Consider the following 26,404-nt stretch of genomic DNA (forward strand, 5'->3'; position numbering starts at 1 on the left):
CTTCAGTTCCGCATCCCAAGGGTGATACCATGCCGGTACCGGTGATGACGACCCGTCTCATCGACAGCTTCCCCGCCTGTATTTTTTCACTTTGAATAAAGCAATGCACAAATAAAAAGGGCGGACTCATGGCCCGCCCTTTGAAAATCACTCAGGATTAAGCCTGAGCCTTTTCGATGAACTTTACTGCGTCGCCGACCGTCAGGATCGAGTCTGCTGCGTCGTCCGGAATTTCCACGCCGAATTCTTCTTCGAACGCCATAACCAGTTCGACCGTATCGAGGGAGTCAGCACCCAGATCGTCGATAAAGCTGGCGCCCTCGACAACCTTCTCGGCGTCGACGCCAAGATGATCAATAACAATTTTCTTTACGCGTTCTGCGATATCGCTCATGTCGGTTTCCTCGACCTTATATCCTGATCAGAATGCCTTCCGGCACCCCTATCCTGTTTCAGCCTTCGGCGCCCTCTGGCACTTTCGGCAAACTCGTTAGCCCGGGCTTCTAAGATGTTCCACGCTGGCAAAAACCCGCCGGTGCCTTGGTTTCCGGGACGACTGTGACAGTCATGGCCCGCTTAACACGGTTTATGTCTGCCGCAAAGCCTGAAAATCAACCCCGTTCGGTTGCTCAACACGCTATTCAACCGAAAAACGCGGACGGCGCCGGTTTTCCGTTTCAGATCATGGCCATGCCGCCGTTTACGTGCAGAGTCTGGCCTGTCACATACGCAGCTTCCGAGGAGGCGAGATAGGCAACGGCCGAAGCCACTTCGGCACCCGCGCCCATGCGCTTCATCGGGATTGCCCCCATGATCGCTTCCTTCTGCTTGTCGTTGAGCTTGCCGGTCATGGCGGATTCGATAAAGCCCGGAGCGACGCAATTGACCGTCACGTTACGGGTCGCGATCTCCTGGGCGAGCGACTTGGTGAAGCCGATCATGCCGGCCTTGGAGGCGCAGTAGTTGGCCTGGCCCGGGTTGCCGGTGACGGCGACCACCGAGGTGATGTTGATGATGCGGCCATAGCGGCGGCGCATCATCGGATGCGTCAGCTCGCGCGTCAGCCGGAACATCGCGGTAAGGTTCACCTCAATGACGCTGTCCCAATCCTCGTCGCTCATGCGCACGAAAAGGCCGTCCTTGGTGATGCCTGCGTTGTTCACCAGAATGTCGACGCCTTCGAGCTCGGCTTCCGCCTTGGCTCCGAGCGCCTTGACCTCGTCACGGTCGGAAAGGTTCGCCGGGAAGATCTTGACGCGATCGCCAAGCTCGCTCGCCAGCGCCTCAAGCTTCTCGACGCGGGTGCCGTGGAGTCCGACGATCGCGCCCTGCTTGTGCAGGATGCGGGCGATTTCCTCGCCGATGCCGCCGGATGCGCCGGTGACGAGAGCCTTGCGGCCGGAAAGATCGAGCATGGGGGCGTTCCTTATATCTGGTGAAACCAATCAGGCCATGAGGGCGGCGACGGCCGCGTCGATGTCGGCAGGCGTATTGACGGCGATGCCGTTGACGGTCTTGTCGATGCGGCGCGCAAGGCCTGTCAGAACCTTGCCGGTGCCAAGTTCATAAAGCGTCGTGACGTTGTTTACAGCAAACCATTCCACGGTTTCGCGCCAGCGGACCTGGCCGGTGACCTGCTCGACGAGCAGCGCCGAGATTTCGCCGGCGTCCGTCACCGGTGCGGCGCGGACATTGGCGATCAAGGGTACGATCGGATCGGACTTCTTCACTCCCGCGAGCGCTTCGCGCATCGCTTCTGCGGCGGGAGCCATCAGCTTCGAGTGGAAAGGCGCGGAGACCGGCAGTAGGATGGCGCGCTTGGCACCCTTGTCGGTCGCAAGGCCCGCAGCTCTCTCGACGGCCGCTTTTTCACCGGAGATCACCAGTTGGCCGCCGCCGTTATCGTTGGCGATCTGGCAGGAGCCGATAGCGGAAGCCTCTTCACATACAGCCAGTACGTCTGCATGCTCGAGGCCGATGATGGCCGCCATCGCACCGACGCCGACCGGAACGGCTGCCTGCATTGCATTGCCGCGAATGCGCAGCAGGCGCGCGGTGTCAGCGAGCGAGAAGGTGCCGGCGGCACAAAGCGCGGAATATTCGCCGAGCGAGTGGCCCGCGACGTAGGATACCTTCGACTTCAGATCGAGACCCTTCGCTTGAAGGACGCGAACGACGGCGAGCGATACCGCCATCAGCGCCGGCTGGGCGTTGGCCGTCAGCGTCAGCGTATCTTCCGGGCCTTCGAACATGATCGCAGAGAGCTTTTCGCCAAGTGCATCATCCACTTCATCGAAAACGGCACGGGCCTCGGCAAAGTTTTCCGACAGTTCCTTGCCCATACCGACGGCCTGGCTGCCCTGGCCGGGAAATGTGAAAGCGACGATCATCTAGTGTCCCTTATTATGTCATTCGGGCGATTTCGCCTCCAATTGACGTTCTTGCAGGGAGAGTCAATAGCCACGGCAGGCTCTCCAAAGCCTTTTGCGGGCATGGAAAGCCACGACTTTTCCCTTGCGCTTGCGGAATTCGAGCCTAAATTCGCGCCGCCCTCCCCGGACACCTCTACTCATTCTGTTTTCAAGGTTTTCTAATGAAGCTCAATAAATTAGGCCGCACTGATATTTCCGTTTCGCAGATCTGCCTCGGTACCATGACCTGGGGCTCGCAGAACACAGAAGCCGAAGCGCACCAGCAGATGGATTACGCCGTCGAGAAGGGCGTCAATTTCTTCGATACCGCAGAGCTCTATCCGACGACGCCCCTCACGGCGGAAACGCAGGGGCGCACGGAGGAATATATCGGCAGCTGGTTCGAAAAGACCGGCAAGCGGAAGGATGTCGTTCTCGCGACCAAGGTCGCTGGCCAAGGCCGCGATTACATCCGCAATGGCCAAGGCGCCGATGCCAAGAATATCAGGCTTGCGCTCGACGCCAGCCTGAAGCGGCTGAAGACCGATTATGTCGACCTCTACCAGATCCACTGGCCGAACCGCGGCCATTTCCACTTCCGCCAGAGCTGGAATTACGATCCTTTCGAGCAGAACCGTGAAAAGGCGATCGCCAACATGGTGGACATTCTCGAGGCGGTCGGTGAACTGCAGAAGGCCGGCAAGATCCGCGCCTTCGGCCTCTCCAACGAAACCACATGGGGCACGCAGAAGTATCTGACGCTTTCCGAGCAGAAGAACCTGCCGCGCGTCGCAAGCGTCCAGAATGAATACAGCCTGCTTTATCGCCATTTCGATCTCGATATGGCGGAGCTTTCGCATTATGAGGATGTCGGCCTGCTTGCCTATTCGCCGCTCGCAGCCGGTCTGCTGACCGGCAAGTATCTGAACGGCGCCAAACCCGCGGGATCGCGCGCCGCGATCAACGGCAATCTCGGCGGACGCCTGCAGCCGCTGCAGGAAGCGCCGACCAAGGCCTACCTGGAGATCGCCGCAAAGCACGGCCTCGACCCCTCCGCGATGGCGATCGCCTTCTGCCTGACCCGCCGCTTCGTGACGTCCGCCATCATCGGCGCGACGACGATGGAGCAATTGAAGGTCGATCTGAGCTCGGTCGATGTGAGGCTTTCGAGCGACGTGCTGGCCGATATCGAGAAGGTGCACCGGCAGTATCCGATGCCGATATGAAGGGGCCTGCATCCGCCTCTCAGAAGATGAAATGCAGTCTGTGACAAGGGCGAGCAACTGCTCGCCCTTTCGTCCTTCAACGCCGGTTATTGAGCCGTAAGCACGGATGCTACGCTGGCCTTGGCAACTGGTGGCGGGTTCCACTTTCCCGTCAGGGCATCAGGCTTGGGTGCGTAGAGCCGCATTGTCAGGTTGAACGGCCCTTCCGGAGTTGGCAACCAGTTCCACTCCTTCTCCTTGCCCGGGCTCTCGCGCTGGAAATAGAGATCAAGCGAACCATCGGGACTGTATTGGAAAGGCATCCAGCTGCTGACAGCGAAGCGGTTGATGGAATTGGCGACTTGAAATCCCTTGTCGTCATATAGCGTCACCGACCAGAAGGCTTGGGCGGGCGGAATCTCGGACTTCTCGAAATGGATCGTGTAGTTGTTCCCGCCATGGAGCGGCTGACCGCTTTCGTCCGCCAGATTCAACGGATAGATGGCATCCTCCGGTAGGTTGGCGCCGAGACCCTGTTGCGCAACGATGGCGCGCTTCAGATAGTAGTTGCCGTAGACACCCATCGTGTCGGTGTTCATCGACCAGCCATTGGCCACACGGGCTAAGGTCTTCACCTTCCAGGCCATCAGTGCCTGGGCGTCCTGAGGAACCGTCTCGAGTGCCTTCTGGACGGCCGGATCGGCTTTGGAGAGATCGAAGCTCTTGCCTGGCTCGATGCCGATCCGCTTCATTCGGGCAATGATCGGCTGATCGGTGATATGCGGAGGATAGACCTTCAGGAGTTCGGCAGCGTAAGCGAAATACGCTCCTGCCGACGCGGTATCGACCTGGGTCTTGGGCGGTGTTTTCATGTCGATTGACTGGTCGATCTTGACGTCGGCCGGTTTTGGCTCCTTGCCCCACTCGGAGAGCAAGGTGATCTTGTAACCGTCCTGAATCTTGTGAACGGCGTCATAGTCTGGCGGTCCGTCGGTCTTCGTCCGGCCGATGACCCAGACGTAGGGCGTCGGCGCATCGATCCTTTGCGTTCCTTCCGGCAGCTTGAATTCATCGAATTTGTCGCGCAGATCAGGCCGCCAGCCGGGAGGTGTAACCAGGAAGTGACCGGCCCCGGTTCCGGTTGTCCGCCAGCCCGGCGCCGCAAACACATCGGTCCACATATCGAGCATGGGCAACAGGTAGTAGCGTCCGCCAGTATCCGGTGCGGAAACGACAACGGGCTCTTTCCTCAAGTCAAGCCAGCCACTGGAATACAGCGTGTCGAAATTCGGGCGGACTACCACCTTCATGTTCGCCGGCGGGAACTCGGGGATGTTGTTGAAGCGATTGGGTGGACCGCCGATGGCGCCTTCTTTGGCTTCGGCGTTAGTCAACTGTTTGCGGGTGATATCCATCGACAGCAGAGGGTAGAAGTAGACGTAGGCGTCCACACCTATCGCATGAGCTTCTTCCTCGGTGATTGCGTCTGCCGCATGCGCGGCGGTGACCGGAAATACTGTGAGGCTTAAGGCCAGAAGAATGAGTTGTTTCAGCTTGCAGAACGACTCCCGGTCGCCAACTGTTCTTGGTGCACGCATCGCATCCTCCCTATTATCAACCTCGGGTGAAGTGGCTACTCTCCAGATAGCGGTATGGTATAGTTGTATTGCTACAGTTGTATGTTCTATTGACCTACGAAACGATGAAATTAGCTTGCTTTTTCTTGGTCGTCGCACGGGTTATACATGAAATAATGACCTTGCGCTAGCTGCAGCAAAGAGCCGACTAAGGCAGCGATCTATTTGAAACGACGCAAAGGCTGCTACTTACAAGTGATTTCAGCTTCCTTCTGGGGGCGATTGGTCGTTAAAAGCGAAACCTCTTCCAAGGATCGCGCCGCTGGATGAAGCCGTCGGTAAAGCGGCGGAGAACCGAGCAAAGCATTCGAATTAAGCCGGGCGCGTTCTTCTCGATTGCGGGTGCTCTTGCCTTCTGCCGAAAAATCCGTATAAGCGCCCCTGTTCTCAAACCCGGTCTTCTGGCTGGTGGCTGAACGGAGGGCCGGTTTCTCTGGAAATCGTTCGGAACGGAAGCGTTCCAGCCTCCCGTGTCTCCGCTCTCGACCGTCTCGGAAACGCTTTTCTTGCCTGGGTCCACCCAATCAGGAGCAGTCGTTGAGGCTTAGCCGCCGAAGTTCGGGTTGAACCAACGCAAGAAAGGCAAAGCTGTCATGGCTCTTTATGAACATGTATTCCTTGCCCGGCAGGATATTTCCGCTCAGCAGGTCGATGCCCTCGTAGAACAGTACAAGGGCGTGATCGAAGCAAACGGCGGCAAAGTCGGGCGTATCGAAAACTGGGGCCTCAAGTCCCTCACCTATCGCATCAAGAAGAACCGCAAGGCTCACTACGCCCTGATGGACATCGATGCACCGGCAGCTGCCGTCCAGGAAATGGAACGCCAGATGCGCATCAGCGAAGACGTCCTGCGCTACATGACGATCGCTGTCGAAAAGCACGAAGAAGGCCCGTCTGCCATGATGCAGAAGCGCGACCGCGACGACCGCGGCCCGCGTGATGGCGCCGACCGTGGCCCGCGCCGCGAATTCGGTGACCGTCCGCCGCGCCGTGACGGCGACTTCCAGCGTGGCCCGCGTCCGGACCGTGCTCCCCGCGAAGACCGTGCATAAGGAGATCTAAGAATGTCTGAAGCTTCCTCCGCTCCGGTCCGCCGCCCGTTCCATCGCCGCCGCAAGACCTGCCCGTTCTCCGGCGCAAACGCTCCGCGGATCGACTACAAGGACGTCCGTCTCCTGCAGCGCTACATTTCCGAGCGCGGCAAGATCGTTCCGTCCCGTATCACGGCTGTTTCGCAGAAGAAGCAGCGCGAACTCGCTCAGGCGATCAAGCGCGCCCGCTTCCTCGGCCTGCTGCCGTACGTCGTCGCCTAATCGGCTGCCGCAATGAATTGAGGGAAGGCAGCGATGCCTTCCCTTCTCCCTTTCGCGATGGGCGCGGATCGGAACCTTTAAAACCCATGTTGAGGCGGGTTTCTCTGAAGTTGATTCAGGAAACATCCTCTAACTGCTTGATGAAGCAGGACAGCGAACGTGAACCGACTGAACTATAAAACGCTGCTGACCGGCGCTCTTGCCGGTGTTACCGCCGCACTTCTGGTGCTCGGCGCGAGCGTTCAATTGTCGTTCAGCGCTGTGCTCTACGCAGCTTCCGCGCTTCCGATCCTTCTCGTCGGCCTCGGCTGGGGCAATGCCGCGGCAATCTCGGCCGTCGTGACGGCTGCCGTGGTCGGTGCTGTCGCCATCTCACCGACCTTCGCGCTGATGATGACGCTGGTAACGCTGCTGCCCGCCGGCTGGATCAGTCATCTTGCCAACCTCGCCCGTCCGGCCTCCGAACTCGGCGGACCTGACCATCTGATGGCGTGGTATCCGCTTTCCGATATCCTGCTGCATCTCTGCGGCCTCGTGACGCTCGCTGTCGTCGTGACCGGCTACATGATCGGCTATGGGCCTGAGCTCATCAGCCAGATGGTCGATACGCTGTTCGGCTCGCTTTCACAGCAGGAGCCGAGTTTCACTGCCGATGCCGCGGCCACCGCGCAGACAAAGTCGCTGCTCCTTCTGATGCTGCCCGCCATTCAGGGCGCGATGTGGGTCACCATGCTGTTTGCGGCCTACTACGTCGCAACGCGCATCGTGAATGCATCCGGCCGCGCCCTTCGTCCGCGGGAGGATATTCCGTCTGCGCTGCGCATGAGCCGCAACGCGATCTTCATCTTTCTCGCCGGCCTTGCCGCCACCTTCTTCAGCGGCGTTCCGGCGATGATCGGAGCAACCGTCGTCGGCACCTTCGGCGCCGGCTTCCTGCTTTCCGGTTTCGCCGCGGTGCATTTCCGCACGCGCGGCAAGGATTGGCGTCTCCCGGCGCTGATCCTCTGCTACCTGGCATCGCTTATCCTGATGTTGCCAGCCTTTTTCATTCTTGTCGTCGGTTTGTCCGATACGCGCAAAACGATCGCATTGACCCCGAGCAAGAATGCCGATGCCCCCAAACCCACAGACAAGCAAATCTAAGACACGAAAGGAAACGAAGATGGACGTCATTCTTCTCGAACGCATCTCCAAGCTCGGCCAGATGGGCGAAACCGTAAAGGTTCGCGACGGCTTCGCACGTAACTACCTCCTGCCGCTCGGCAAGGCGCTTCGCGCCAACGCTGCCAACAAGGCCCGCTTCGAAGCCGAGCGTTCAACGCTCGAAGCCCGCAACCTCGAGCGCAAGTCGGAAGCACAAAAGGTTGCCGACGTCCTCGCCGGCAAGTCGTTCATCGTTGTTCGCTCTGCCGGCGAAACCGGCCAGCTCTACGGCTCGGTCGCTGCTCGTGACGTCGTTGACATTCTGGCTGCCGAAGGCTTCAACATCGGCCGCAACCAGGTTCACCTGAACACGCCGATCAAGGCAATCGGCATCCACAAGGTCGAGCTGCAGCTTCACGCCGAAGTCGAAATCCACGTCAATCTCAACGTTGCTCGCTCTGCCGATGAAGCCGAGCGTCAGGCCAAGGGCGAAACCCTCACCTCGGTCGACGCCATCTACGGTGTTGACGAAGACGCCCTGCGTCCGGAAGACTTCTTCGATCCGGAAGCCGACCGCGGCGACGAGGAAGAAGAAGCATAAGCTTCGCTTCGAGCTTGCTCATACAAAAAGCCCGGCTTCGCGCCGGGCTTTTTCGTTTCTAGTTCTCAGCCACGCTTTTGACGGGTGCAGCGCTCTTGTCGATCTTGACCACGACCGAGAGGCCCGGCGACAGATCCTTGGCCAATTCCTGGCCCGGATCGATGCTGATCCGAACGCCGACGCGCTGGGCAACCTTGGTGAAATTGCCGGTTGCGTTGTCCGGCTTGATGACTGCAAACTCCGAACCTGCTGCCGGCGAGAAGCGCTCGACGCGCCCGGTAAGCCGGCGGTGCTCGAGCGCATCGACGAAGATGGATACGGGCTGACCGATCTGCATGCCATCGAGCTGCGTTTCCTTGAAATTGGCGATCACCCAGACGTCCTCCGGAACGACGGCCATGAGCTGCGTCCCCGACGTCACATATTGACCGACCCGCACGCCGACTTCGCCGAGATGGCCGTCACGCGGCGCGACGATCGAGGTGTTCTGCAGGTCGATCTCCGCTAGATGAACCGCGGCTTCAGCACCGGCAACGTTTGCCTCCAGAGACGAGCGGTTGACGATGATCGTCGCAAGGCTCTGCTTGGACACTTCGAGCGCGGCCTGCGCCTGGTTCAGTGCCGCCTTTGCCTGTTCGAGCGTGGCCTGGGCGGCTTCCGACTCGCTGGCGGACGCGATGCCGCGATTACTGAGGCTGTTGACGCGATCCCAGGCAAGCTGCGCGCGTTTCAAGGCAGCGGTGGCGCTGTCGATCGCGGCCTCGCTCGAGGCAATGGTGGCCTGGGCAGACACTTCCTGCTGATGCGAGTTGGCCAGCGATGCCTTCTGGGCGTCGAGGGCCGCGCGCGACTGGGCGAGCTTCTGCGCATAGATGCGGTCGTCGATCTTCGCGAGCACTTGCGCCTGCTTCACCTGCTCGTAGTCCTTGACCGGCACGTCGACGACGTAACCACTCACCTGGGGGCTCATCAGTGTCACATAACCGCGCACATAGGCGTTGTCAGTCGTCTCGACCGAGGTGACGAATGGCGGCAAGCGCCATGCATAGAGAACCAGCAACACACCGGCGGCACCGGCGAGGAGGACGATCAGGGTGCTCGGCGAGCGAAGGAACTTGAACATGCGAGGTGACTCGGCTCAGGATTGGGCAATGGCGGCGTTCGCTGCCCTCTGCCAAGGCAGGCGCTTCCATGCAAGTTGAAGGAGGAGAACGACAAGCCCTGCGACGCAGGAGACGAAGATGACGTAGAAGGCATCATTGTAGGCGAGCACGTAAGCTTCCTTCGTCACCTGCTGGCTGAGGAGCGACAACCCCTCGGCGTTCAGCAGCGTCTTGTCGATGATCGCCTTCCCGTAGGCGGCAGAGAGTTGCGACACGCGCTGCGCCACGAGGGGGTCGGTGAGCAGTATATGCTCGACCAGCACGTTGGAATGAAACTTCTCCCGGATGGTCACGAAGGTGCCGAGAACGGCAGAAGCAAAAAGCGAGCCGATGCTCTGCGTGAAGAGGAAGATCACGAGGAAGTTGACGATGTACGGTATGCCCTTGGCCAGTGCGGCGGCGAAGCCCTTCGACATGACCGGTGGCAGGAACAACGCCGCACCGGCAGCCACCATAGCTTGGCTAAGATACATTTCGGTCGGCCGCGTCAGACTGGTGGACTGACTGTCGAGATAGGCGCCGGAGGCGATGAGCACGAGCGCCAACACATGCGCCGTTTCCACGTAGCGGGTCACCATCAGGAACGCGCAGAAGAGCCCGCCAACAAGCGATGCCAGCAGGATGATCGCATAAAGATAGATCGTCTGGTCGTTAAGCAGGCCGAGCTGCTGATAGAAGTTCGCCGCCGTCGCCGACTGTTCCGCGGAGACGAAGCGGAAGAGCAGCAGCAGGCCGGCGATCCGCATGTTCGGACCGGAGAAGAGCCAGCGCAGATCGATCATCGGATTCTTGCGCGGCAGTTCGATTGCGAACATCAGCGCCAGCGAACCGACGGCGACGGCAAGCACGGTGCCAAGCCATTCGGCCTCGAACCACCAGTAGAGACGGCCGAGCGTCAGCACGACGGCCAAGCAGCCGAAGCCTACGGCGAGCAGCAGGTAGCTCAGGATATCCAGCCGCTGGATGACCTTGGCGCGCGGCGGCGGAGTCAGCGGCAGCAGGTAGATGACCGGCAGGGCGATCAACGCCAGCCCCATCTCGAAAGTGTAGAGCGCTTCGTATCCGCCGAGCTGCAGCAGCTGAGGTGAGATGATACGGGCGATCGGTGCCGCAAAGAGTGTGTTCATCAGCGCCAGGCTGAGACCGACGGAGAGCTTCTTGTCCGGCGGAAAGGCTTCCAGCATGTAAAGGAAGCCGAGCGTCGAAAGCGGCGCCGCGGCCATGCCGCTGAGAGTGCGCACGACGATCGCCGAATGCAGGTCGGTAATCAACAGGTTCATCAGCGAAGCGACGACAAAACAGATGATGCTGAACTGGGCAAAGCGGCGAAGGCCATACTGCGTGCGGATCTTGAAGAGCCCGATCGTGAGGCTTGCGTAGGGCGCCATATATGCGGCCGACAGCCACGAGATCTCGATAGTGGTTGCCGAGAATGAACCTTGAAGCTGGTAAATGTTCGCCGTTATCAGGTTCATGCCGAGCCCCTGCGTCAGGAAAAACAGCACGGACGAAGCCATATAGAGCGGCACCTTCCAGGCCGGCGGCGGCACTGGTGCGGGAGGGGCAGCCGGCTGTTTCGCCTCGGCCTTTACCGGCTCGCGAGCGGGCGCAGCATTGTCATTTGCCGTCTCGGCGAGGCTCATGCGGGCGTCCTCATTGTCCGCGTACGGCTGCGAGGTTCGCCTGCATAGCGCGGATGACATTCAGAGCCGTCTTAAGATCGTTTTCGGGAATGCCCGCGACGACTCGGGCGCGCACATCCGTAGCAAGATCCTCAACCTCGGCGGCGACTGCCCGGCCCGCCTCCGTCATATAGATTTCCTTCGCACGACGGTCGGAGCCGGCGACGCGGCGCTCCACGAAGCCCTGCCCTTCCATGGCATCGAGAATACGAACCAGCGTCGGCGTTTCGAGTTCCAGCCGCTCGGCGAGTTCCCGCTGGTTGATGCCGTCCTTCCGGTTCAGGGTAAAGAAAACGCGCGCGCGCGGCAATGTCATGTTGTGCTCGCGTACGATCGAAGCGAATGTCGCCTTCAATTTGCGAGTGAATGCAGAGATGTCCTCGAAGAGTTCACGTCCGACATGCTTATTCGACATGTGTTCCTATTTCGCCCCACTTTATTAGTGTGCTAATTATATTTCCTATTCGGGATCTTTTTTCAAGTGCCAAGCTCCGTGGCTTCGGGCTAAAATGCTCAAATTGAGATGCGTTAGTGAGTCGCTATCCCGGCGCTGTGTCCTGTCGATGACACCGGCGGTATTTTCTCCAAGGTGCAGACCTGCGCTGTGGAGAAGTCGAACAATGTGCAAAGCGTTGGCGGACTTACGGCAAGCCACGAGCTGTTGCTGAGTTGCACTTGCATTTGCGCTTGCGAGCCTTCAAATCCGGTGTTGGAAAAGACAGAACGGACCACGATGAACGAAGCCGCGCGAAAGATTGCCGCCGTTGCTCCAGCAGAGCAGCATTACCGCGAAGCACCTAACAATATCGAAGCCGAACAGGCGCTCCTGGGTGCCGTTCTAATGAACAATGACGCCTATTATCGGGTGTCCGACTTCCTGAAGCCGATCCATCTCTACGAGCCGCTTCACCGGAAGATTTTCGAGGTGGCCGGCGACATTATCCGCATGGGCAAGATCGCCAATCCGGTGACGATCAAGACCTTCCTGAAGGCCGACGATAAGGTCGGCGACATGACGATCTCCGAATATCTCGCGCGCCTTGCCCGCGAGGCGGTGACAATCATCAACGCCGAAGACTACGGCCGCGCGATCTACGATCTGGCGCTGCGCCGCGCGCTAATTACTATCGGCGAGGACGTCGTCAACATCGCCTATGACGCGCCGCTCGACATGCCGCCGCAGTCGCAGATCGAAGACACCGAACGCCGGCTCTTCGAGCTCGCCGAAAACGGCCGGTACGATGGTGGCTTCCAGGCGTTCAACGATGCGGTTGCGCTGGCAATCGACATGGCGGCCGCCGCCAAGGAACGCGACGGGGGCCTCTCCGGGATTTCCACCGGCATCCATTCCCTCGACGCGAAGATGGGCGGATTGCAGCGTTCGGACTTGATCGTGCTCGCAGGGCGCCCTGGCATGGGCAAGACCTCGCTTGCAACCAACATCGCCTACAACATTGCCGCTGCCTATGAAGGCGAAGTGCAGGCCGACGGCAGCACGAAGGCGAAGAACGGCGGCGTCGTCGGCTTCTACTCGCTCGAAATGTCGTCCGAACAGCTCGCCACCCGTATCATCTCCGAGCAGACGGAAGTCTCCTCCTCGAAAATCCGCCGCGGCGACATCAATGATGCCGATTTCGAAAAGCTCGTCGCCTGCTCGATGATGATGCAGAAGGTGCCGCTCTACATCGACCAGACCGGCGGCATCTCGATCGCCCAGCTTTCCGCCCGCGCCCGCCGCCTGAAGCGCCAGCGCGGCCTCGACTGCCTGGTCGTCGACTATATCCAGCTGATGACCGGCTCCGGCAAATCCGGCGAAAACCGCGTGCAGGAAATCACGCAGATTACCACGGGCCTGAAGGCGCTGGGCAAGGAACTCAACGTTCCGATCATCGCGCTTTCGCAGCTCTCACGTCAGGTGGAAAGCCGCGACGATAAGCGCCCGCAGCTTTCCGATCTTCGTGAATCTGGCTCGATCGAGCAGGACGCCGACGTCGTGCTATTCGTGTTCCGCGAGGAATATTACGTCAAGAACCTGGAACCGCGCGATCCGGCCGATCCGAAATATGCGGAATGGGAAGCGCTGTTCGAGAAGGTGAAGGGAACGGCCGACGTCATCATCGCCAAGCAGCGTCACGGGCCGACCGGCACGGTAAAGCTTGCCTTCCAGTCGGAATTCACGCGCTTCGCGGATCTCGCCGACCCGTCCTTCATCCAGTACGAGGAACACTGAGGGCCGCGCTTAGCCTCTCACGCTAACCCTCTTTCGCGAGAGGGAGAGGGAACGCAGCCCCGCCATGCGGGCAGCAAGCAATCGTATGCGACGAGGTCATTCCAGACCGGCTTGTGTCTGGATCCTCGGGTCAAGCCCGAGGATGACGAGTATGTGGGACCGGTCGGCGCGACAAAGAGAGCTTGCAACGTACTGAGAGGTTTCTTTGGGCACTTAGGCACAACTTCTCCTTCGTCATCCTCGGGCTTGACCCGAGGATCCAAACACCAGCAATAAGTGCATTCCTTAAAACGCCGGCCCCCTCTCAGTGGCCTGCAGGAGCCGCCCGATAGGCTTCCCGGCCGGCGACCCAGGTGCGTCGTACCGCCGGCGCGGCGCCTTCCGGCCACTCGACCAGCACGAGGTCGGCCCGTTTGCCGACTTCAATCACGCCGCGATCGTGCAACCCGGAAGCGCGGGCCGGATTACCCGACACGAGAGGCCAGAGCGCATGGAGCGGTCCGACCCCGTCGGCCTTGAGCCGTGCCAGGCCGAGCAACATCGCCGGATAATAATAGTCCGAAGCGAGAATGTCGCAGAGGCCCTCGCGGATCATGTCGGCTGCACCGATCGAAGCGAGATGGCTGCCGCCACGCGTCGCGTTCGGCGCGCCGAAGACGATGAAATCGCCGGCGTCGCGGGCGGCCTGGGCCACTCGCCTGTTCATCGGGAACTCGGTGATCCGCGCACCGCGCGCGCGGAAGAAATCGCGCGTTTCGATCTGGCTGTCGTCGTGAGAGAGCATTGGTGCGCCGGCCGCCTGGCTAAGAGCCGCCACCTCCTCGATCACGCCCGGCACCTGCGGTCGGCGCTCCCACATGTCCCGAACGAGCGATACCATGTCCGAAACAGGAATTTTTGCCCGCTTGGCGCGTTCCGCCATCTTCGCGGCGAAAGCCGGCGTTTCCGGATCAACCGCCGGGAAGACCGGATCGAGGTCGAACGGCCGCTCCTGCAACGGCACTGAGGGATGCAGCATCGCCATCGATGTATGATCGTTGAAGGCGACAGAGGGAAGGCGCGGACCGGAAAGCGCCTCGCGGATCAGGTCGACAGCCTCGAAGCAGAAGGTTTCCCAACGCAGTTGCACGCGATTATCCACCGTCAGCCGCGGGGTGAGTGCATCGAGCGCGGAGACGACGGCGCGACCATTTTCCACCGATCGCAGCCCCGGCTCCCAACTCAACGTCAGGGCATGATAGGCCGTCGCAATGCCGTTGGCGGCAAGCTGGCGGTCCGTTTCGAGCATAGCGGCGGCGACAGGGAGCATGGTGCCGGGCCGCGGCATGAGCTGCCGCTCGAAGGCGTCACCGTGGATATCCACGAAGGCCGGCGCGAGGATATGACCGCCGCCTTCAACCACATCCGCCCCGTCGCGCGCGCCGTCGATCGCCGTGATCCGGCCGTCCTCGATACGCACGGAGGCTTGCTCCAGGCGGTCGCCGAAAACCACGGTCGCGCCCTCGATCACAATTGCCGCATTGTTCCGCATCGCCCACTCCATAAAAAGAAGAGGCGCAGCAGCCATGTCACCTGACAGGCCGCGCGCCATCCGGCGCTTCTATCCAGCCGATGTGACAGATTTGAGAAGGTCCCTGTGCAGCCGATGCTTAAGGCGCGCCGGACAATCGGCGCACCGCAGGGCAAGGCACTCCTACCCGGCACATCACCTCTTAAAAGATTGTGCAGCGCGAAGGTTTTTCGCGTACCGGCCTTTTTCCCGTCCAGGAAACGGTTAAGGATCGCAGGACACGTTCCGATGACAAAAGGGCCTCGATGACCGATTTCGACGACGACCTTTCCAACGATTTCGAGAGCGCAGCCGTGCGGCTGACCGTCGATCTCGCAGCCTTGGTCGACAATTGGCGCGATATGGCGCGGCGATCCGGCAAGGCGCGCACCGCCGCGGTCGTCAAGGCGGATGCCTATGGCATGGGGATCGAGGATGCGGGCGAAGCGCTCTTCCTGGCCGGAGCAAGGGATTTCTTTGTTGCGACCGTGGATGAAGGCGTGACCCTGCGCCTTTATGCACCGGAGGCGCGCATCTTCGTTCTCGCAGGTATCTGGCCGGGCACCGAGCGGCGCTTCTTCGAGAACGACCTGGTACCGGTCATCTCGTCCGAAGAGCAGCTTGCCTTCTGGATGGCCGTGCTTTCGGATTACGGCGACTATCCTTGCGCACTGCACGTCGACACCGGCTTCAACCGGCTCGGTCTGCAAATCGACGAGGCGCTGGCGCTTGCAGAGGATGTTTCCCGCCCCGCAAGTTTCGCTCCGGTCCTCGTCATGAGCCACCTTGCCTGCGGCGACGATCCCGCCTCGCAGATGAACAGGCAGCAGCTCGAATCATTCCGCAAGGTTAGCAGCGCTTATGAAGGTATCGAATCAAGCCTTGTGGCTTCCGCCGGTATTTTCCTGGGCGACGACTACCATTTCGACCTAACCCGCCCCGGCATCTCGATCTATGGCGGTGAGGCCGTGAACGGCATGGTCAATCCGATGCGGCCGGTCGCGACCGCGGAAGCCCGGGTGATCCAGGTGCGCACCGTAAGCGCCGGCGAATCCGTCAGCTACGGCCGCGCGCTCCGGCTTACGCGTGACAGCCGGCTCGCCATCGTTTCGGCCGGATACGCGGACGGCTACATGCGCAGCCAGTCGAGCGGCGGCGTGCCTCTCCGGCAGGCCGTGCCGCAGGGCGGTCAAGGCTTCTTTGAGGGCTACAAAGTGCCGGTCGCGGGCCGCATCACGATGGACCTCACCATTTTCGACGTGACGGACCTGCCTGAAAACCTCATCCGTGCCGGCGACTACATCGAGCTCTTCGGCAAGAACATCCTCGTTGACGATGCCGCGCGCGCGGCAGGCACGATCGGCTATGAGATGCTGACCAGCATGGGGCTGCGCCACGAACGGAAATACGTGGCGGAAGACGAATAGTGTCTTCAGCGTGTCGTCAGCGCCAGCCGCACGCCGAGCGCGACGAGAAGAGTGCCAAGCCCGCGATCGAGCCACAGGCCGATCTTCCTGTTGCGTTTGAAGAGATCGGCAAGCCGTCCGCCAGCCAGGATCAGCGGCGGTTCAATGAACGCAGCAACCGCGATGATCAACGCTCCGTGAACGGCAAGCTGCAGCCATGCCGGGCCTGCGCCTTCGACGACGAACTGCGGCAGGAAGGCGAGGAAGAAGATCGCGACCTTCGGATTGAGCAGCGAGACCAGCATGCCCTGACGATAGATCCGGCTCCAGTGCATCGTCTCGCCCGCAGCTTTGACGAAACCGCCCTCGCCGCCTGACCGCAGCGCCTGGATACCGAGCCACACGAGATAGATCGCGCCGATCCACTTGACGGCCGAGAAGGCAAGCGCTGATGCCGCAAGGATCGCCGATAGCCCGAAGGCGGCCAGCAGCACATGCATGCACGCCCCGGTCCAGATGCCGAAAACCGCCGAGAAACCCGCCCGTGTTCCGCTCTTGATCGTATGGCCGAGGATGAATGCCATATCCGGCCCCGGCGAGAGGTTCAGAAGCACGGCAGCCGTCAAAAAGGCGACCCAGTGGGCGAGCGAGTAATCGAGCATAGGCGCATCCATCGTTTGAAGGTCCGATGCTGCCACCGCCACGCCTGATAGGAAAATCATTAGTTTTGGTCGGTCGAGCAGGCGATTATCTAGGATAAATCTGATTCGGGCGCATCGGCGCTCATGGACGAAAGCAATCATTGATGGCAAAAGCCCGCACACAATTCATCTGCCAGAGCTGCGGCACGATCCATACCCGCTGGGCAGGCAAATGCGAAAACTGCGGCGAGTGGAACACCATTGTCGAAGAAGATCCCATGGGCGGGATCGGCGGCGGGCCGGCGAGAACGCCGAAGAAGGGCCGCCCGGTAGCGCTCACCGCCCTTTCCGGGGAGATCGAGGAAGCGCCGCGCATCCATACCGGCATCTCCGAGCTTGACCGGGCGCTCGGCGGCGGCTTCGTGCGCGGCTCGGCGGTGCTGGTCGGCGGCGATCCAGGGATCGGCAAGTCGACGCTGCTGATGCAGGCGGCGGCGGCCCTTTCGCGCCGCGGCCACAAGATCATCTATGTTTCCGGCGAAGAAGCCGTTGCCCAAGTGCGGCTGCGCGCCCAGCGCCTCCGCGCCGCCGATACCGATGTCATGCTCGCCGCCGAAACCAATGTCGAGGACATCCTTGCGACGCTCGCCGAGGGCAAGCGGCCGGATCTCGTCATCATCGATTCCATCCAGACGCTGTGGAGCGAACTGGCGGAGTCCGCACCCGGAACGGTCACGCAGGTGCGCACCGGCGTGCAGTCGATGATCCGTTTCGCCAAGCAGACCGGGGCTGCGATGGTTCTCGTCGGCCATGTCACCAAGGACGGCCAGATCGCGGGACCGCGTGTCGTGGAACACATGGTCGATGCAGTCCTCTATTTCGAAGGCGATCGCGGCCACCAGTATCGCATTCTGCGCACCGTCAAGAACCGCTTCGGCCCGACGGACGAGATCGGCGTCTTCGAAATGTCGGACGCGGGCCTGCGCGAAGTCGGCAACCCGTCTGAACTTTTCCTCGGCGAGCGCAATGAAAAATCGCCGGGGGCTGCGGTGTTTGCAGGCATGGAAGGGACGCGCCCGATCCTTGTCGAAGTGCAGGCGCTGGTGGCGCCGACATCGCTCGGTACGCCGCGCCGCGCCGTCGTCGGATGGGATTCCGCGCGGCTTTCGATGATCCTTGCGGTGCTTGAAGCGCATTGCGGCGTGCGGCTCGGCCAGCACGACGTCTATCTGAATATCGCCGGCGGCTACCGCATCGGTGAACCGGCGGCGGATCTCGCGGTTGCGTCGGCACTCGTTTCCTCGCTTGCCGGTATTGCCCTTCCAGCCGATTGCGTCTATTTCGGCGAAGTCAGCCTGTCGGGGGCCGTCCGTCCGGTTGCGCACACCTCTCAGCGCCTCAAAGAAGCCGAGAAGCTGGGATTTTCTGCAGCGCTGCTTCCGTCAGCCTCCGCCGATTTGCCGAAGGGCTCGGCCGGGCGCTGGTGCGAGATCGAAAGCCTGCCGGATCTGGTCGCGCGCATTGCCGGGTCCAAGGCTGCGCTACGAGGTGTGGAAGACGAGGTTTGATCCTTTCATTGCCGCAAACGGTGGTGATATAGGATGCACACGAATGAGGCCCGACTGAGCTGCCGACAGGCGGCGGTCCTGGAGTGGAATTTATATGCCCATTACGATCTTTGACGGCATTGTCATCGGCGTCGTGCTCTTCTCCGCCGTTCTGGCGATGGTTCGCGGTTTTTCGCGCGAGGTACTGTCGATCGCAAGCTGGGCCGGCTCGGCTGCGGCTGCCTACTACCTCTATCCCTATCTCGTGCCTTACGCGAAGAGATACACCGACGACGACCGCATCGCCATCGTCGGCTCGGCCGCCGTGGTGTTCCTGATCGCGCTGATCGTCATCTCCTTCATCACCATGAAGATTGCCGATTTCATCATCGACAGCCGGATCGGCGCGCTCGATCGCACTTTGGGCTTTCTGTTCGGCGCTGCGCGCGGCATACTTCTTCTCGTCGTGGCAGTGGCGTTCTGGAACTGGCTCGTCGATCCCAGTCACCGGCCGGATTGGGTCAACAATGCCAAGTCCAAGCCGTTCCTCGACTCGATGGTCGTGAAGCTGCAATCGGTCCTGCCGGAGGAATTCGCGCAGATGGTGAGAGCCAGCGTGCTTGACAAGGTTCAGCCGCAGGCCGAAAGCACGAATGATAATGCGCCTGCCGCCGAACAGGCGCCCGCGGATGATGCGGCCCCTGCAGGCAGCGCACAGCAGCAGTCGAATTGACGCAGTGTTCAACAGCTTGACCTGCCGCGTGGCAATTGCCATTTGAGCGGGACGTTAATTAAGGTCCGGCCGGGCATTGCGCTCCGCCGGACCTCCGCCGTTTAAAATGCATGCATCCGGCATCATGCTATGGAAGCCGATCCATTCTTGTGAGAGCAAAGGCCCGCATCAATGAACCAGTCCTATCCCTCCACGCTCAGAGATGAACTCGACGGAGATACGCTCCACGAGGAATGCGGCGTTTTCGGAATTCTCGGCCATAGTGATGCGGCGACCCTGACGGCGCTCGGCCTTCATGCTCTTCAGCATCGCGGTCAGGAAGCTGCCGGCATCGTCACCTTCGATGGCCGCCAGTTCCACACCGAAAAGCGCATGGGACTCGTCGGCGACCATTACACCGATCCCGCAACGCTCGCGAAGCTGCCCGGCTTCATTTCCATCGGCCACACACGCTATTCGACGACGGGCGAAGTTGTGCTCCGCAACGTCCAGCCGCTCTTTGCCGAACTGGAAGTCGGCGGCATCGCCGTCGCTCACAACGGCAACTTCACGAATGGCCTGACGCTCCGCCGCCAGTTGATCGCCGACGGCGCCATCTGTCAGTCGACATCGGATACCGAAGTCGTTCTCCACCTGATCGCACGCTCCAAGCAGACCTCCTCCTCCGACCGCTTCATCGACGCCATCCGCCAGATGGAAGGCGGCTACTCGATGCTCGCCGTGACACGCACGAAGCTGATCGCCGCACGCGACCCGATCGGCATTCGTCCGCTCGTGATGGGCGAACTCGACGGCAAGCCGATCTTCTGTTCGGAGACCTGCGCTCTCGACATCATCGGCGCGAAATACATCCGCGACGTCGAGAACGGCGAAGTGGTCATCTGCGAAATCCAGCCGGACGGTTCGATTTCCATCGACGCCCGCAAGCCGGAGGCGCCGAAGCCGCAGCGCCTCTGCCTGTTCGAATATGTCTATTTCGCCCGCCCCGACTCCGTGGTCGGCGGCCGCAGCATCTATGTTGCCCGCAAGAACATGGGCATCAATCTCGCCAAGGAAGCCCCGGTCGAAGCCGATGTCGTCGTGCCGGTTCCGGATGGCGGAACGCCCGCAGCGCTCGGCTACGCCCAGCAGAGCGGGATTCCCTTTGAATACGGCATCATCCGCAATCACTATGTCGGCCGTACGTTCATCGAGCCGACCCAGCAGATCCGCGCCTTCGGCGTCAAGCTGAAGCATTCCGCCAACCGGGCGATGATCGAGGGCAAGCGCGTCGTTCTCGTCGACGACTCGATCGTGCGCGGCACCACTTCGCTGAAGATCGTCCAGATGATCCGCGACGCGGGCGCCAAGGAAGTGCATATCCGCGTGGCGAGCCCGATGATCTATTTCCCGGATTTTTATGGCATCGACACGCCGGACGCCGACAAGCTGCTCGCCAACCAGTACAGCAGCCTGAAGGCAATGTGCGATTATATCGGCGCGGATTCTCTTGAGTTCCTGTCGATCGACGGCCTCTACCGCGCCGTTGGCGGCGAAACCCGCAACAACGACAATCCGCAGTTCACCGATCATTACTTCACGGGCGATTATCCGACCCGCCTGCTCGACAAGGAAAGCACCAGCAATGTGCGCAAGCTTTCCGTTCTCGCCAGCGGCGGCTAAGGCCAGTTAAGGCAGCCCGTCGGCTCGGGGCGAAGGCTGCGTTCTCCCCGTCATTCCTGTGCTTGTCACAGGAATCCAGTCACGGCGCGTCTGCGCCGTGAAAGACTCTCTTAGCGCGCAAGGACTTGCGCGCACTTGGTCCCTGTGACAAGCACAGGGATGAGGGAAGTGAGGCTGGCGCGCACGGCGAGACAAGCCGTTGGGGCTTCTTCTCCATGAAAGATTTCGACGAACAATGGCGGCCGTGGTGCTGCATCAGGACGGCAATATGAACATCGATTTGAAGGGCAGGATCGCACTCGTCACCGGTGCATCGCGCGGCATCGGTTATTTCACGGCGCTGGAACTTGCGAAGGCGGGAGCACACGTTATCGCCTGCGCCCGCACGGTCGGCGGCCTCGAGGACCTCGACGATGCGATCAAGGCCGTGGGCGGCACGGCGACGCTGGTTCCCTTCGATCTCGCCGACATGAACGCCATCGACGCGCTCGGCGCCTCGATCTTCGAGCGCTGGGGCAAGCTCGATATCCTGGTCGCCAATGCCGGCGTGCTCGGCGTGATTTCGCCGATCGGCCATATCGAGGCGAAGGTCTTCGAGAAGGTGATGAACATCAACGTGACGGCGACGTGGCGGTTGATCCGCTCCGTCGATCCTTTGCTGGCGCGTTCCGACGCCGGCCGCGCGGTCATCATGTCGTCGGGCGCTGCCCATAAGTGCAGGCCATTCTGGGGCGTCTACTCCGCGTCCAAGGCGGCTGTCGAGGCGTTGGCCCGGACCTGGGCCGGCGAAACACAGCGCACGCCGCTCCGCGTCACCAGCGTCGACCCCGGCGCGACGCGCACCGCGATGCGCGCCCAGGCGGTGCCCGGCGAAGATCCGGAAACGCTTCCGCATCCTTCCGAAGTCGCCAAGGCGATCCTGCCGCTCGTCGGCCCCGATGTCACCGAAACGGGCAAGCTGTTCGTCGTGCGCGAGAACAAGCTCGTGGACTACCGGCTGCCGGAGTAAGAGGGGCGGCTACTTCTTCGCTGCCAAGGAAGTAAACAGAGCCGCGAATGGTGTTTGCGATGGGCATAGCGCATTGAGGTCGACCGGCCCCTGAATGCCATCAAGCGTCCCGTTGTCAGCAAATTGCCATATCGACCACTGGCCGCAATCCTTCCGACCTGGCTCCTTTGCTATGCTCCGCAGCCACAGATAGTGATCCGGGAACCTCGCTTCGTTGCCCTTCAGGTACTGATCGAAGAATTCCTGGTTGAGATAGAAGATCGGCTTGCCGGAGTAACTCCCCTTCAGCTCGGTGACGAATGCGTTGATCTCGGCGCTCAGCTCTTCGAGGGTCGGAACCTTGCCGCAATTGCCGGTGAACTCGAGATCGATCGCGATCGGCAACGTGCCCAGCTCCACGGGAACCGTCGCCAGCAGATTCTGCGCCTGCTCACGGCCGGGGCGGCAGAAGGTGAAGAAATGATACGCCCCGCGCACGATGCCGGCGTCTTTCGCAGCCTGCCAGTTCTCCACAAAGAGCCGGTCCCGGTGATCACCGCCCTCAGTCGCCTTCATGATGGCAAAGCGGACATTCGGCTGGGCAGCGAGCCTCTTCCAATCGATGCTGCCCTGATGATGACTGATGTCGATTCCCTGAATGGGATAGTTTTCCAGCGACGGAGGAGTGAAACGAAACATTGCGCGATCGTAGGCCAGATACAGCGCGGATGCGACTGCCAGAATGACGATGCCGATAATGGAGCGGCGCGCTGTTTTCCTCACGTGGCATCCCTGCAGAAATTCAGCTCTTCTCTAGCACGTTTGCGCGGGTGGCGCGCCCCGGCTTTGCGCTTGCGCTTCGGGCGTTCGTCGCTGCAATCGATTCACTGGATCGATTGCTCCGGCCGACGCCGGACCGCTCCTCACCCCCTTGACCAAACACCGTTCCCGCGCCATAAAACCCGCCATGAAAACGGTTATCTGCATCATCTGCCGGAAGATTATTCGCTAGCGCGCTCGCTGGCCTGGCCGTTTTCGTCTCCCAGATACGCAAAGATGAGAAACGCCCCGGCCCGCCGGTGCCGGTATTTTTCGGATCATCGCATTTGGGAGAATAGACATGGCCGGCCAGCCGGAACTCAAGCTGTACAACACGCTGACGCGCGAGAAGACGGATTTCGTCCCGATCGACCCGCGGAATGTCCGCATGTATGTCTGCGGCCCGACCGTCTATGATTTCGCCCATATCGGCAATGCGCGCCCGATCATCGTCTTCGACGTGCTCTTCAGGCTGCTCCGGCACGTCTATGGCGCCGAACACATCACCTATGCGCGCAACATCACCGACGTCGATGACAAAATCAACGCGCGGGCGCTGCGCGATTATCCCGGCCTGCCGCTGAACGAGGCGATCCGCGCCGTCACCGAAAAGACGGAAAAACAGTTCCTCGACGACGCCAGGATGCTTGGCTGCCTCGACCCGACCGTCCAGCCGCGCGCCACCGACAGCATCCCGCAGATGATCGAGATCATCGAGAAGCTGATTGCCAAGGGCCATGCCTATCAGGCGGGCGGCGAAGTGCTGTTCGACACCAGATCCATGGCGGATTACGGCGCGCTTTCGAAGCGCAATCTCGACGAGCAGCAGGCAGGTGCCCGCATCGCCGTCGACGCGCACAAGAAAAGCCCCGGCGATTTCGTTCTCTGGAAACTTTCGACCGAAATCGAGCCCGGCTGGGAAAGCCCCTGGGGCCGAGGCCGCCCCGGCTGGCATATCGAGTGCTCGGCGATGAGCGAACGCTACCTCGGCGAGGTCTTCGACATTCACGGCGGCGGGCTGGACCTGATCTTCCCGCACCACGAGAACGAGATTGCGCAATCGCGTTGCGCGCATGGCACGGATGTCATGGCGAATATCTGGATGCACAACGGCTTCCTGCAGGTCGAAGGCCGCAAGATGTCGAAGTCCGAAGGCAATTTCGTCACCATCTATGAACTGCTGCACACCGAGACATTCGGCGGCCGGAAATGGCCGGGCGAAGTGCTGCGGCTCGCGATGCTGATGACGCATTACCGCGAGCCGATCGACTTTTCGGTCAAGCGACTTGAGGAGGCGGAACGCTTGCTGTCGAAGTGGCCCGTGGCGGACGCCCGCACAGCGGCACCAGATCCAGCTGTGCTGAATGCGCTCGCCGACGATCTGAACACGGTTGCCGCCGTTCAGGCGCTTCATGCGCTGGCGCAATCCGGCGATGCGGCCGTTTTCGCCGCAAGTGCCGCCCTTCTCGGGATTCAGCCGAAAAAGACGGAAGTCGATGAGGCGGTCGCCGCAGAAATCGACGCCCGCGTGCGTGCGCGACTCGAGTTGCTGAAGGCGAAAAATTTCGCCGAGGCCGACAAGATCCGCGAAACGCTTGCCGCCGAGGGAATCCAGCTTAAGGACGGCAAGGACCCGGCGACCGGCGAGCGGGTGACGACCTGGGAGGTGAAGCGGTAATATGGGACGGGCGGCGGCATATACCCCCCTCTGGCCTGCCGGGCATCTCCCCCACAAGGGGGGAGATCGGCAAGACGTGCCGGCTTCCCGGAATATTGATCGCACTCCGAACAGCTTCGGCCATCCGAGGCCTTTGTTCAGGGCGGGAGTTCGCTACTATCCGATCTCCCCCCTTGTGGGGGAGATGCCCGGCAGGGCAGAGGGGGGTGCCCCCTCACTTCAGAGCAAGGAGCACGGCATGCCGCATGCACCGGTTCCGCCGCAACGGCGCGCGAACGCCCGGCGCATGCGCAAGACGATGACGGATGCCGAGCTTCGTCTCTGGAACGAACTTCGCGCGCACCGCCTGATGGGTTTGAGCTTTCGGCGACAGATGCCGGTCGCCGGCTATGTTGCCGATTTCGCCTGTCCGGAACATCGCCTGATTGTTGAGATCGACGGTTCGCAGCATGCATTGGCGCCGAACGCTCTCCATGACGATGTGCGCCGCGTGCGCCTGGAGCGGGACGGCTGGACAGTTCTTCGTTTCTGGAATGACGACGTACTCAAGAATATCGACAACGTCTGCCTGCATATCCTGCGCGTCATAGGAAAGGATCGGGCATGAGCAAGATCTACACCGGCGGCTGCCAGTGCGGTGCCGTCCGCTTCCGGGTGGACGGCGAGCTTACGCACTCGTCGATCTGTCACTGCCGCATGTGCCAGAAGGCGTTTGGCAGCTACTATGCGCCGCTGGTTTCGGTGCGCGGGGCCGATCTTGTTTGGACGCGCGGCGAACGGAAAAAATTCCGATCGTCCAATTTCGTCGAGCGCGGCTTCTGCGCAGACTGTGGCACGCCGCTAACCTATGAGGCGCCGGATGGGCTGGCGATCGCTGCAGGCGCCTTCGACGATCCGGCCCTGCTGCCGCCGACGATCCAATACGGCATCGAAGGTAAGCTGCCGTTTACGGATAGCCTGCACGAGCTTCCCGGAATGCGGACGGAGGACGATGCCGAGGCGGCCGAATTCATCAATGAGGTCATCTCCTACCAACATCCCGATCACGACACGACCCACTGGCCATCCGGAGCACAGACATGAGCGAACCCATTCGAACGGGCGGGTGTCAGTGCGGCGCCGTGCGCTTCCGCATCAGCGGCAAGCTGGGGCGTCCGTCGATCTGCCATTGCCGCATGTGCCAGAAGCAGTTCGGCGGCTTCTTTTCCGCGCTCGTCACGGCGCCGGATGAAGGCATGGAATGGACGCGCGGCGAGCCGAGCTATTTCCAGTCCTCGGTCAATATCGACCGCGGCTTCTGCAGCAACTGCGGCACGCCGATGACCTACCGGCATCCCGGCGGGCTGGAGCTTGCCATCGGCACCTTCGACGATCGCAGTGATCTCGCGCCGCAGATCCAGGTCAACTACGACTCACGCCTGCCCTGGGTCGAAACGATCTTCGAGGCTCCGGTCCACAAGGACCAGGATTTCTATTCCCGGCAGGAGCAGATCATCTCCTTCCAGCATCCCGATCACGATACCAAGACATGGCCCGAGAAAGGCTTGAAGATATGACCGAAGTCCTGCGTACCCTCTATCCCGAAATCGAACCCTATGCGTCGGGCCATCTCGATGTCGGCGGCGGTCACAAGATCTATTGGGAGCGCTCGGGTACGCCCGGCGCCAAGCCTGCCGTCTTCCTGCATGGCGGCCCGGGCGGCGGTTTTTCGGCGGTCCATCGCAGGCTCTTAGACCCGAAGCTCTACGATGTCCTGCTGTTCGACCAGCGCGGCTGCGGCAAGTCCACCCCGCATGCAAGCCTCGAGGCCAATACGACCTGGGATCTCGTCGCCGACATCGAGCGGCTGCGCGAGATGGTTGGAGTCGACAAGTGGCTGGTCTTCGGCGGCTCCTGGGGTTCGACGCTGGCGCTTGCCTATGCCGAAAAGCATCCCGAGCGGGCTTCCGAACTCGTCGTCCGCGGCATCTATACGCTGACCAAGGCCGAGCTCGAC

26 protein-coding genes are annotated in these 26,404 nt (G+C 61.1%); 16 read left to right on the forward strand and 10 right to left on the reverse strand.

Annotated features, from left to right (window positions below; genetic code table 11):
- Positions 1 to 157: 157 nt before the first annotated feature.
- The 3 genes from ACPYOJ_RS27085 to fabD form a co-directional block, all read right to left on the reverse strand.
- The gene (locus tag ACPYOJ_RS27085; RefSeq protein WP_027507378.1) at positions 158 to 394 is read right to left on the reverse strand and encodes an acyl carrier protein; all 237 of its coding nucleotides are present in this window, start codon (positions 392 to 394) and stop codon (positions 158 to 160) included.
- Between the two features lie 283 nt (positions 395 to 677).
- Complete coding sequence (gene fabG / locus ACPYOJ_RS27090) at positions 678 to 1,415, reverse strand: 3-oxoacyl-[acyl-carrier-protein] reductase (protein WP_481419004.1); 738 nt, start codon at positions 1,413 to 1,415, stop codon at positions 678 to 680.
- A gap of 30 nt (positions 1,416 to 1,445) precedes the next feature.
- A complete protein-coding gene (gene fabD, locus ACPYOJ_RS27095; protein WP_481419005.1) occupies positions 1,446 to 2,390 on the reverse strand; it encodes an ACP S-malonyltransferase in 945 nt (314 codons plus the stop codon).
- Between the two features lie 203 nt (positions 2,391 to 2,593).
- On the opposite strand from fabD, the gene ACPYOJ_RS27100 reads away from it, so the two are divergent.
- Entirely contained in the window at positions 2,594 to 3,637 is a 1,044-nt protein-coding gene (locus ACPYOJ_RS27100; protein ID WP_481419006.1) for an aldo/keto reductase, read from the forward strand.
- 86 nt (positions 3,638 to 3,723) lie between these two features.
- Here ACPYOJ_RS27100 and ACPYOJ_RS27105 read toward each other — a convergent pair whose 3' ends face one another.
- Positions 3,724 to 5,214 carry a DUF1254 domain-containing protein gene (locus ACPYOJ_RS27105; protein ID WP_481419007.1) on the reverse strand — a complete coding sequence of 497 codons (1,491 nt, stop codon included), beginning with the start codon at positions 5,212 to 5,214 and terminating at the stop codon, positions 3,724 to 3,726.
- Positions 5,215 to 5,846: 632 nt separating this feature from the next.
- On the opposite strand from ACPYOJ_RS27105, the gene rpsF reads away from it, so the two are divergent.
- The 4 genes from rpsF (at position 5,847) to rplI (ending at position 8,310) form a co-directional block, all read left to right on the forward strand.
- Positions 5,847 to 6,305 (forward strand): 30S ribosomal protein S6, encoded by a 459-nt coding sequence (gene rpsF, locus ACPYOJ_RS27110; protein ID WP_168829067.1) that lies wholly within the window; start codon positions 5,847 to 5,849, stop codon positions 6,303 to 6,305.
- Between the two features lie 12 nt (positions 6,306 to 6,317).
- Positions 6,318 to 6,566, forward strand: a complete 249-nt coding sequence (gene rpsR / locus ACPYOJ_RS27115) for a 30S ribosomal protein S18 (protein ID WP_004680498.1) — start codon at positions 6,318 to 6,320, stop codon at positions 6,564 to 6,566.
- Between the two features lie 159 nt (positions 6,567 to 6,725).
- Complete coding sequence (locus tag ACPYOJ_RS27120) at positions 6,726 to 7,709, forward strand: DUF2232 domain-containing protein (protein ID WP_481419008.1); 984 nt, start codon at positions 6,726 to 6,728, stop codon at positions 7,707 to 7,709.
- A 19-nt stretch (positions 7,710 to 7,728) separates the two neighbouring features.
- The gene (gene rplI, locus ACPYOJ_RS27125; RefSeq protein WP_168829065.1) at positions 7,729 to 8,310 is read left to right on the forward strand and encodes a 50S ribosomal protein L9; all 582 of its coding nucleotides are present in this window, start codon (positions 7,729 to 7,731) and stop codon (positions 8,308 to 8,310) included.
- Positions 8,311 to 8,368: 58 nt separating this feature from the next.
- Here rplI and ACPYOJ_RS27130 read toward each other — a convergent pair whose 3' ends face one another.
- From ACPYOJ_RS27130 to ACPYOJ_RS27140, 3 genes are read right to left on the reverse strand one after another with little or no spacing between them, the layout of a single operon-like run.
- Positions 8,369 to 9,433, reverse strand: a complete 1,065-nt coding sequence (locus tag ACPYOJ_RS27130; protein ID WP_481419009.1) for an HlyD family secretion protein — start codon at positions 9,431 to 9,433, stop codon at positions 8,369 to 8,371.
- A gap of 15 nt (positions 9,434 to 9,448) precedes the next feature.
- Positions 9,449 to 11,116, reverse strand: a complete 1,668-nt coding sequence (locus tag ACPYOJ_RS27135; protein ID WP_481419010.1) for an MFS transporter — start codon at positions 11,114 to 11,116, stop codon at positions 9,449 to 9,451.
- 10 nt (positions 11,117 to 11,126) lie between these two features.
- Complete coding sequence (locus tag ACPYOJ_RS27140; protein ID WP_481419011.1) at positions 11,127 to 11,570, reverse strand: MarR family winged helix-turn-helix transcriptional regulator; 444 nt, start codon at positions 11,568 to 11,570, stop codon at positions 11,127 to 11,129.
- Positions 11,571 to 11,888: 318 nt separating this feature from the next.
- Here ACPYOJ_RS27140 and ACPYOJ_RS27145 point away from each other — a divergent pair, with 318 nt between their 5' ends.
- Complete coding sequence (locus tag ACPYOJ_RS27145; protein ID WP_481419012.1) at positions 11,889 to 13,385, forward strand: replicative DNA helicase; 1,497 nt, start codon at positions 11,889 to 11,891, stop codon at positions 13,383 to 13,385.
- 304 nt (positions 13,386 to 13,689) lie between these two features.
- Here the strand turns inward: ACPYOJ_RS27145 and ACPYOJ_RS27150 are convergent, their stop codons facing one another.
- The gene (locus ACPYOJ_RS27150; RefSeq protein WP_481419013.1) at positions 13,690 to 14,916 is read right to left on the reverse strand and encodes an alpha-D-ribose 1-methylphosphonate 5-triphosphate diphosphatase; all 1,227 of its coding nucleotides are present in this window, start codon (positions 14,914 to 14,916) and stop codon (positions 13,690 to 13,692) included.
- 284 nt (positions 14,917 to 15,200) lie between these two features.
- On the opposite strand from ACPYOJ_RS27150, the gene alr reads away from it, so the two are divergent.
- On the forward strand, positions 15,201 to 16,361 hold the full coding sequence (gene alr, locus ACPYOJ_RS27155; protein ID WP_481419014.1) for an alanine racemase: 1,161 nt from the start codon (positions 15,201 to 15,203) through the stop codon (positions 16,359 to 16,361).
- A 5-nt stretch (positions 16,362 to 16,366) separates the two neighbouring features.
- Here alr and ACPYOJ_RS27160 read toward each other — a convergent pair whose 3' ends face one another.
- Positions 16,367 to 17,002: a LysE family translocator gene (locus ACPYOJ_RS27160; RefSeq protein WP_481419015.1), complete on the reverse strand. Its 636-nt coding sequence runs from the start codon at positions 17,000 to 17,002 to the stop codon at positions 16,367 to 16,369.
- A gap of 143 nt (positions 17,003 to 17,145) precedes the next feature.
- On the opposite strand from ACPYOJ_RS27160, the gene radA reads away from it, so the two are divergent.
- The 4 genes from radA (at position 17,146) to ACPYOJ_RS27180 (ending at position 21,932) form a co-directional block, all read left to right on the forward strand.
- Positions 17,146 to 18,549 carry a DNA repair protein RadA gene (radA, locus tag ACPYOJ_RS27165; RefSeq protein ID WP_481419016.1) on the forward strand — a complete coding sequence of 468 codons (1,404 nt, stop codon included), beginning with the start codon at positions 17,146 to 17,148 and terminating at the stop codon, positions 18,547 to 18,549.
- A 94-nt stretch (positions 18,550 to 18,643) separates the two neighbouring features.
- Entirely contained in the window at positions 18,644 to 19,261 is a 618-nt protein-coding gene (locus ACPYOJ_RS27170; RefSeq protein ID WP_481419017.1) for a CvpA family protein, read from the forward strand.
- Positions 19,262 to 19,432: 171 nt separating this feature from the next.
- Positions 19,433 to 20,923: an amidophosphoribosyltransferase gene (gene purF / locus ACPYOJ_RS27175; RefSeq protein WP_481419018.1), complete on the forward strand. Its 1,491-nt coding sequence runs from the start codon at positions 19,433 to 19,435 to the stop codon at positions 20,921 to 20,923.
- A 268-nt stretch (positions 20,924 to 21,191) separates the two neighbouring features.
- Positions 21,192 to 21,932, forward strand: a complete 741-nt coding sequence (locus ACPYOJ_RS27180; RefSeq protein ID WP_481419019.1) for an SDR family NAD(P)-dependent oxidoreductase — start codon at positions 21,192 to 21,194, stop codon at positions 21,930 to 21,932.
- Positions 21,933 to 21,941: 9 nt separating this feature from the next.
- On the opposite strand, the gene ACPYOJ_RS27185 is transcribed toward ACPYOJ_RS27180, so the two are convergent.
- The gene (locus ACPYOJ_RS27185; RefSeq protein ID WP_481419020.1) at positions 21,942 to 22,694 is read right to left on the reverse strand and encodes a glycoside hydrolase family 25 protein; all 753 of its coding nucleotides are present in this window, start codon (positions 22,692 to 22,694) and stop codon (positions 21,942 to 21,944) included.
- A gap of 337 nt (positions 22,695 to 23,031) precedes the next feature.
- On the opposite strand from ACPYOJ_RS27185, the gene cysS reads away from it, so the two are divergent.
- From cysS to ACPYOJ_RS27210, 5 genes are all read left to right on the forward strand, one after another.
- Positions 23,032 to 24,408, forward strand: a complete 1,377-nt coding sequence (gene cysS, locus ACPYOJ_RS27190; RefSeq protein ID WP_481419021.1) for a cysteine--tRNA ligase — start codon at positions 23,032 to 23,034, stop codon at positions 24,406 to 24,408.
- Positions 24,409 to 24,646: 238 nt separating this feature from the next.
- Positions 24,647 to 25,015: an endonuclease domain-containing protein gene (locus tag ACPYOJ_RS27195; protein ID WP_481419022.1), complete on the forward strand. Its 369-nt coding sequence runs from the start codon at positions 24,647 to 24,649 to the stop codon at positions 25,013 to 25,015.
- Positions 25,012 to 25,491: a GFA family protein gene (locus ACPYOJ_RS27200; RefSeq protein WP_481419023.1), complete on the forward strand. Its 480-nt coding sequence runs from the start codon at positions 25,012 to 25,014 to the stop codon at positions 25,489 to 25,491. The genes ACPYOJ_RS27195 and ACPYOJ_RS27200 overlap by 4 nt, the downstream gene beginning before the upstream one ends.
- Positions 25,488 to 25,964: a GFA family protein gene (locus ACPYOJ_RS27205; RefSeq protein ID WP_168829046.1), complete on the forward strand. Its 477-nt coding sequence runs from the start codon at positions 25,488 to 25,490 to the stop codon at positions 25,962 to 25,964. The genes ACPYOJ_RS27200 and ACPYOJ_RS27205 overlap by 4 nt, the downstream gene beginning before the upstream one ends.
- Positions 25,961 to 26,404: alpha/beta fold hydrolase (locus ACPYOJ_RS27210; protein WP_481419024.1), on the forward strand; the 444-nt coding region annotated here is incomplete at its 3' end. The genes ACPYOJ_RS27205 and ACPYOJ_RS27210, both read left to right, overlap by 4 nt.

This window comes from Rhizobium sp. SVR5-9E (genome assembly GCF_056755095.1).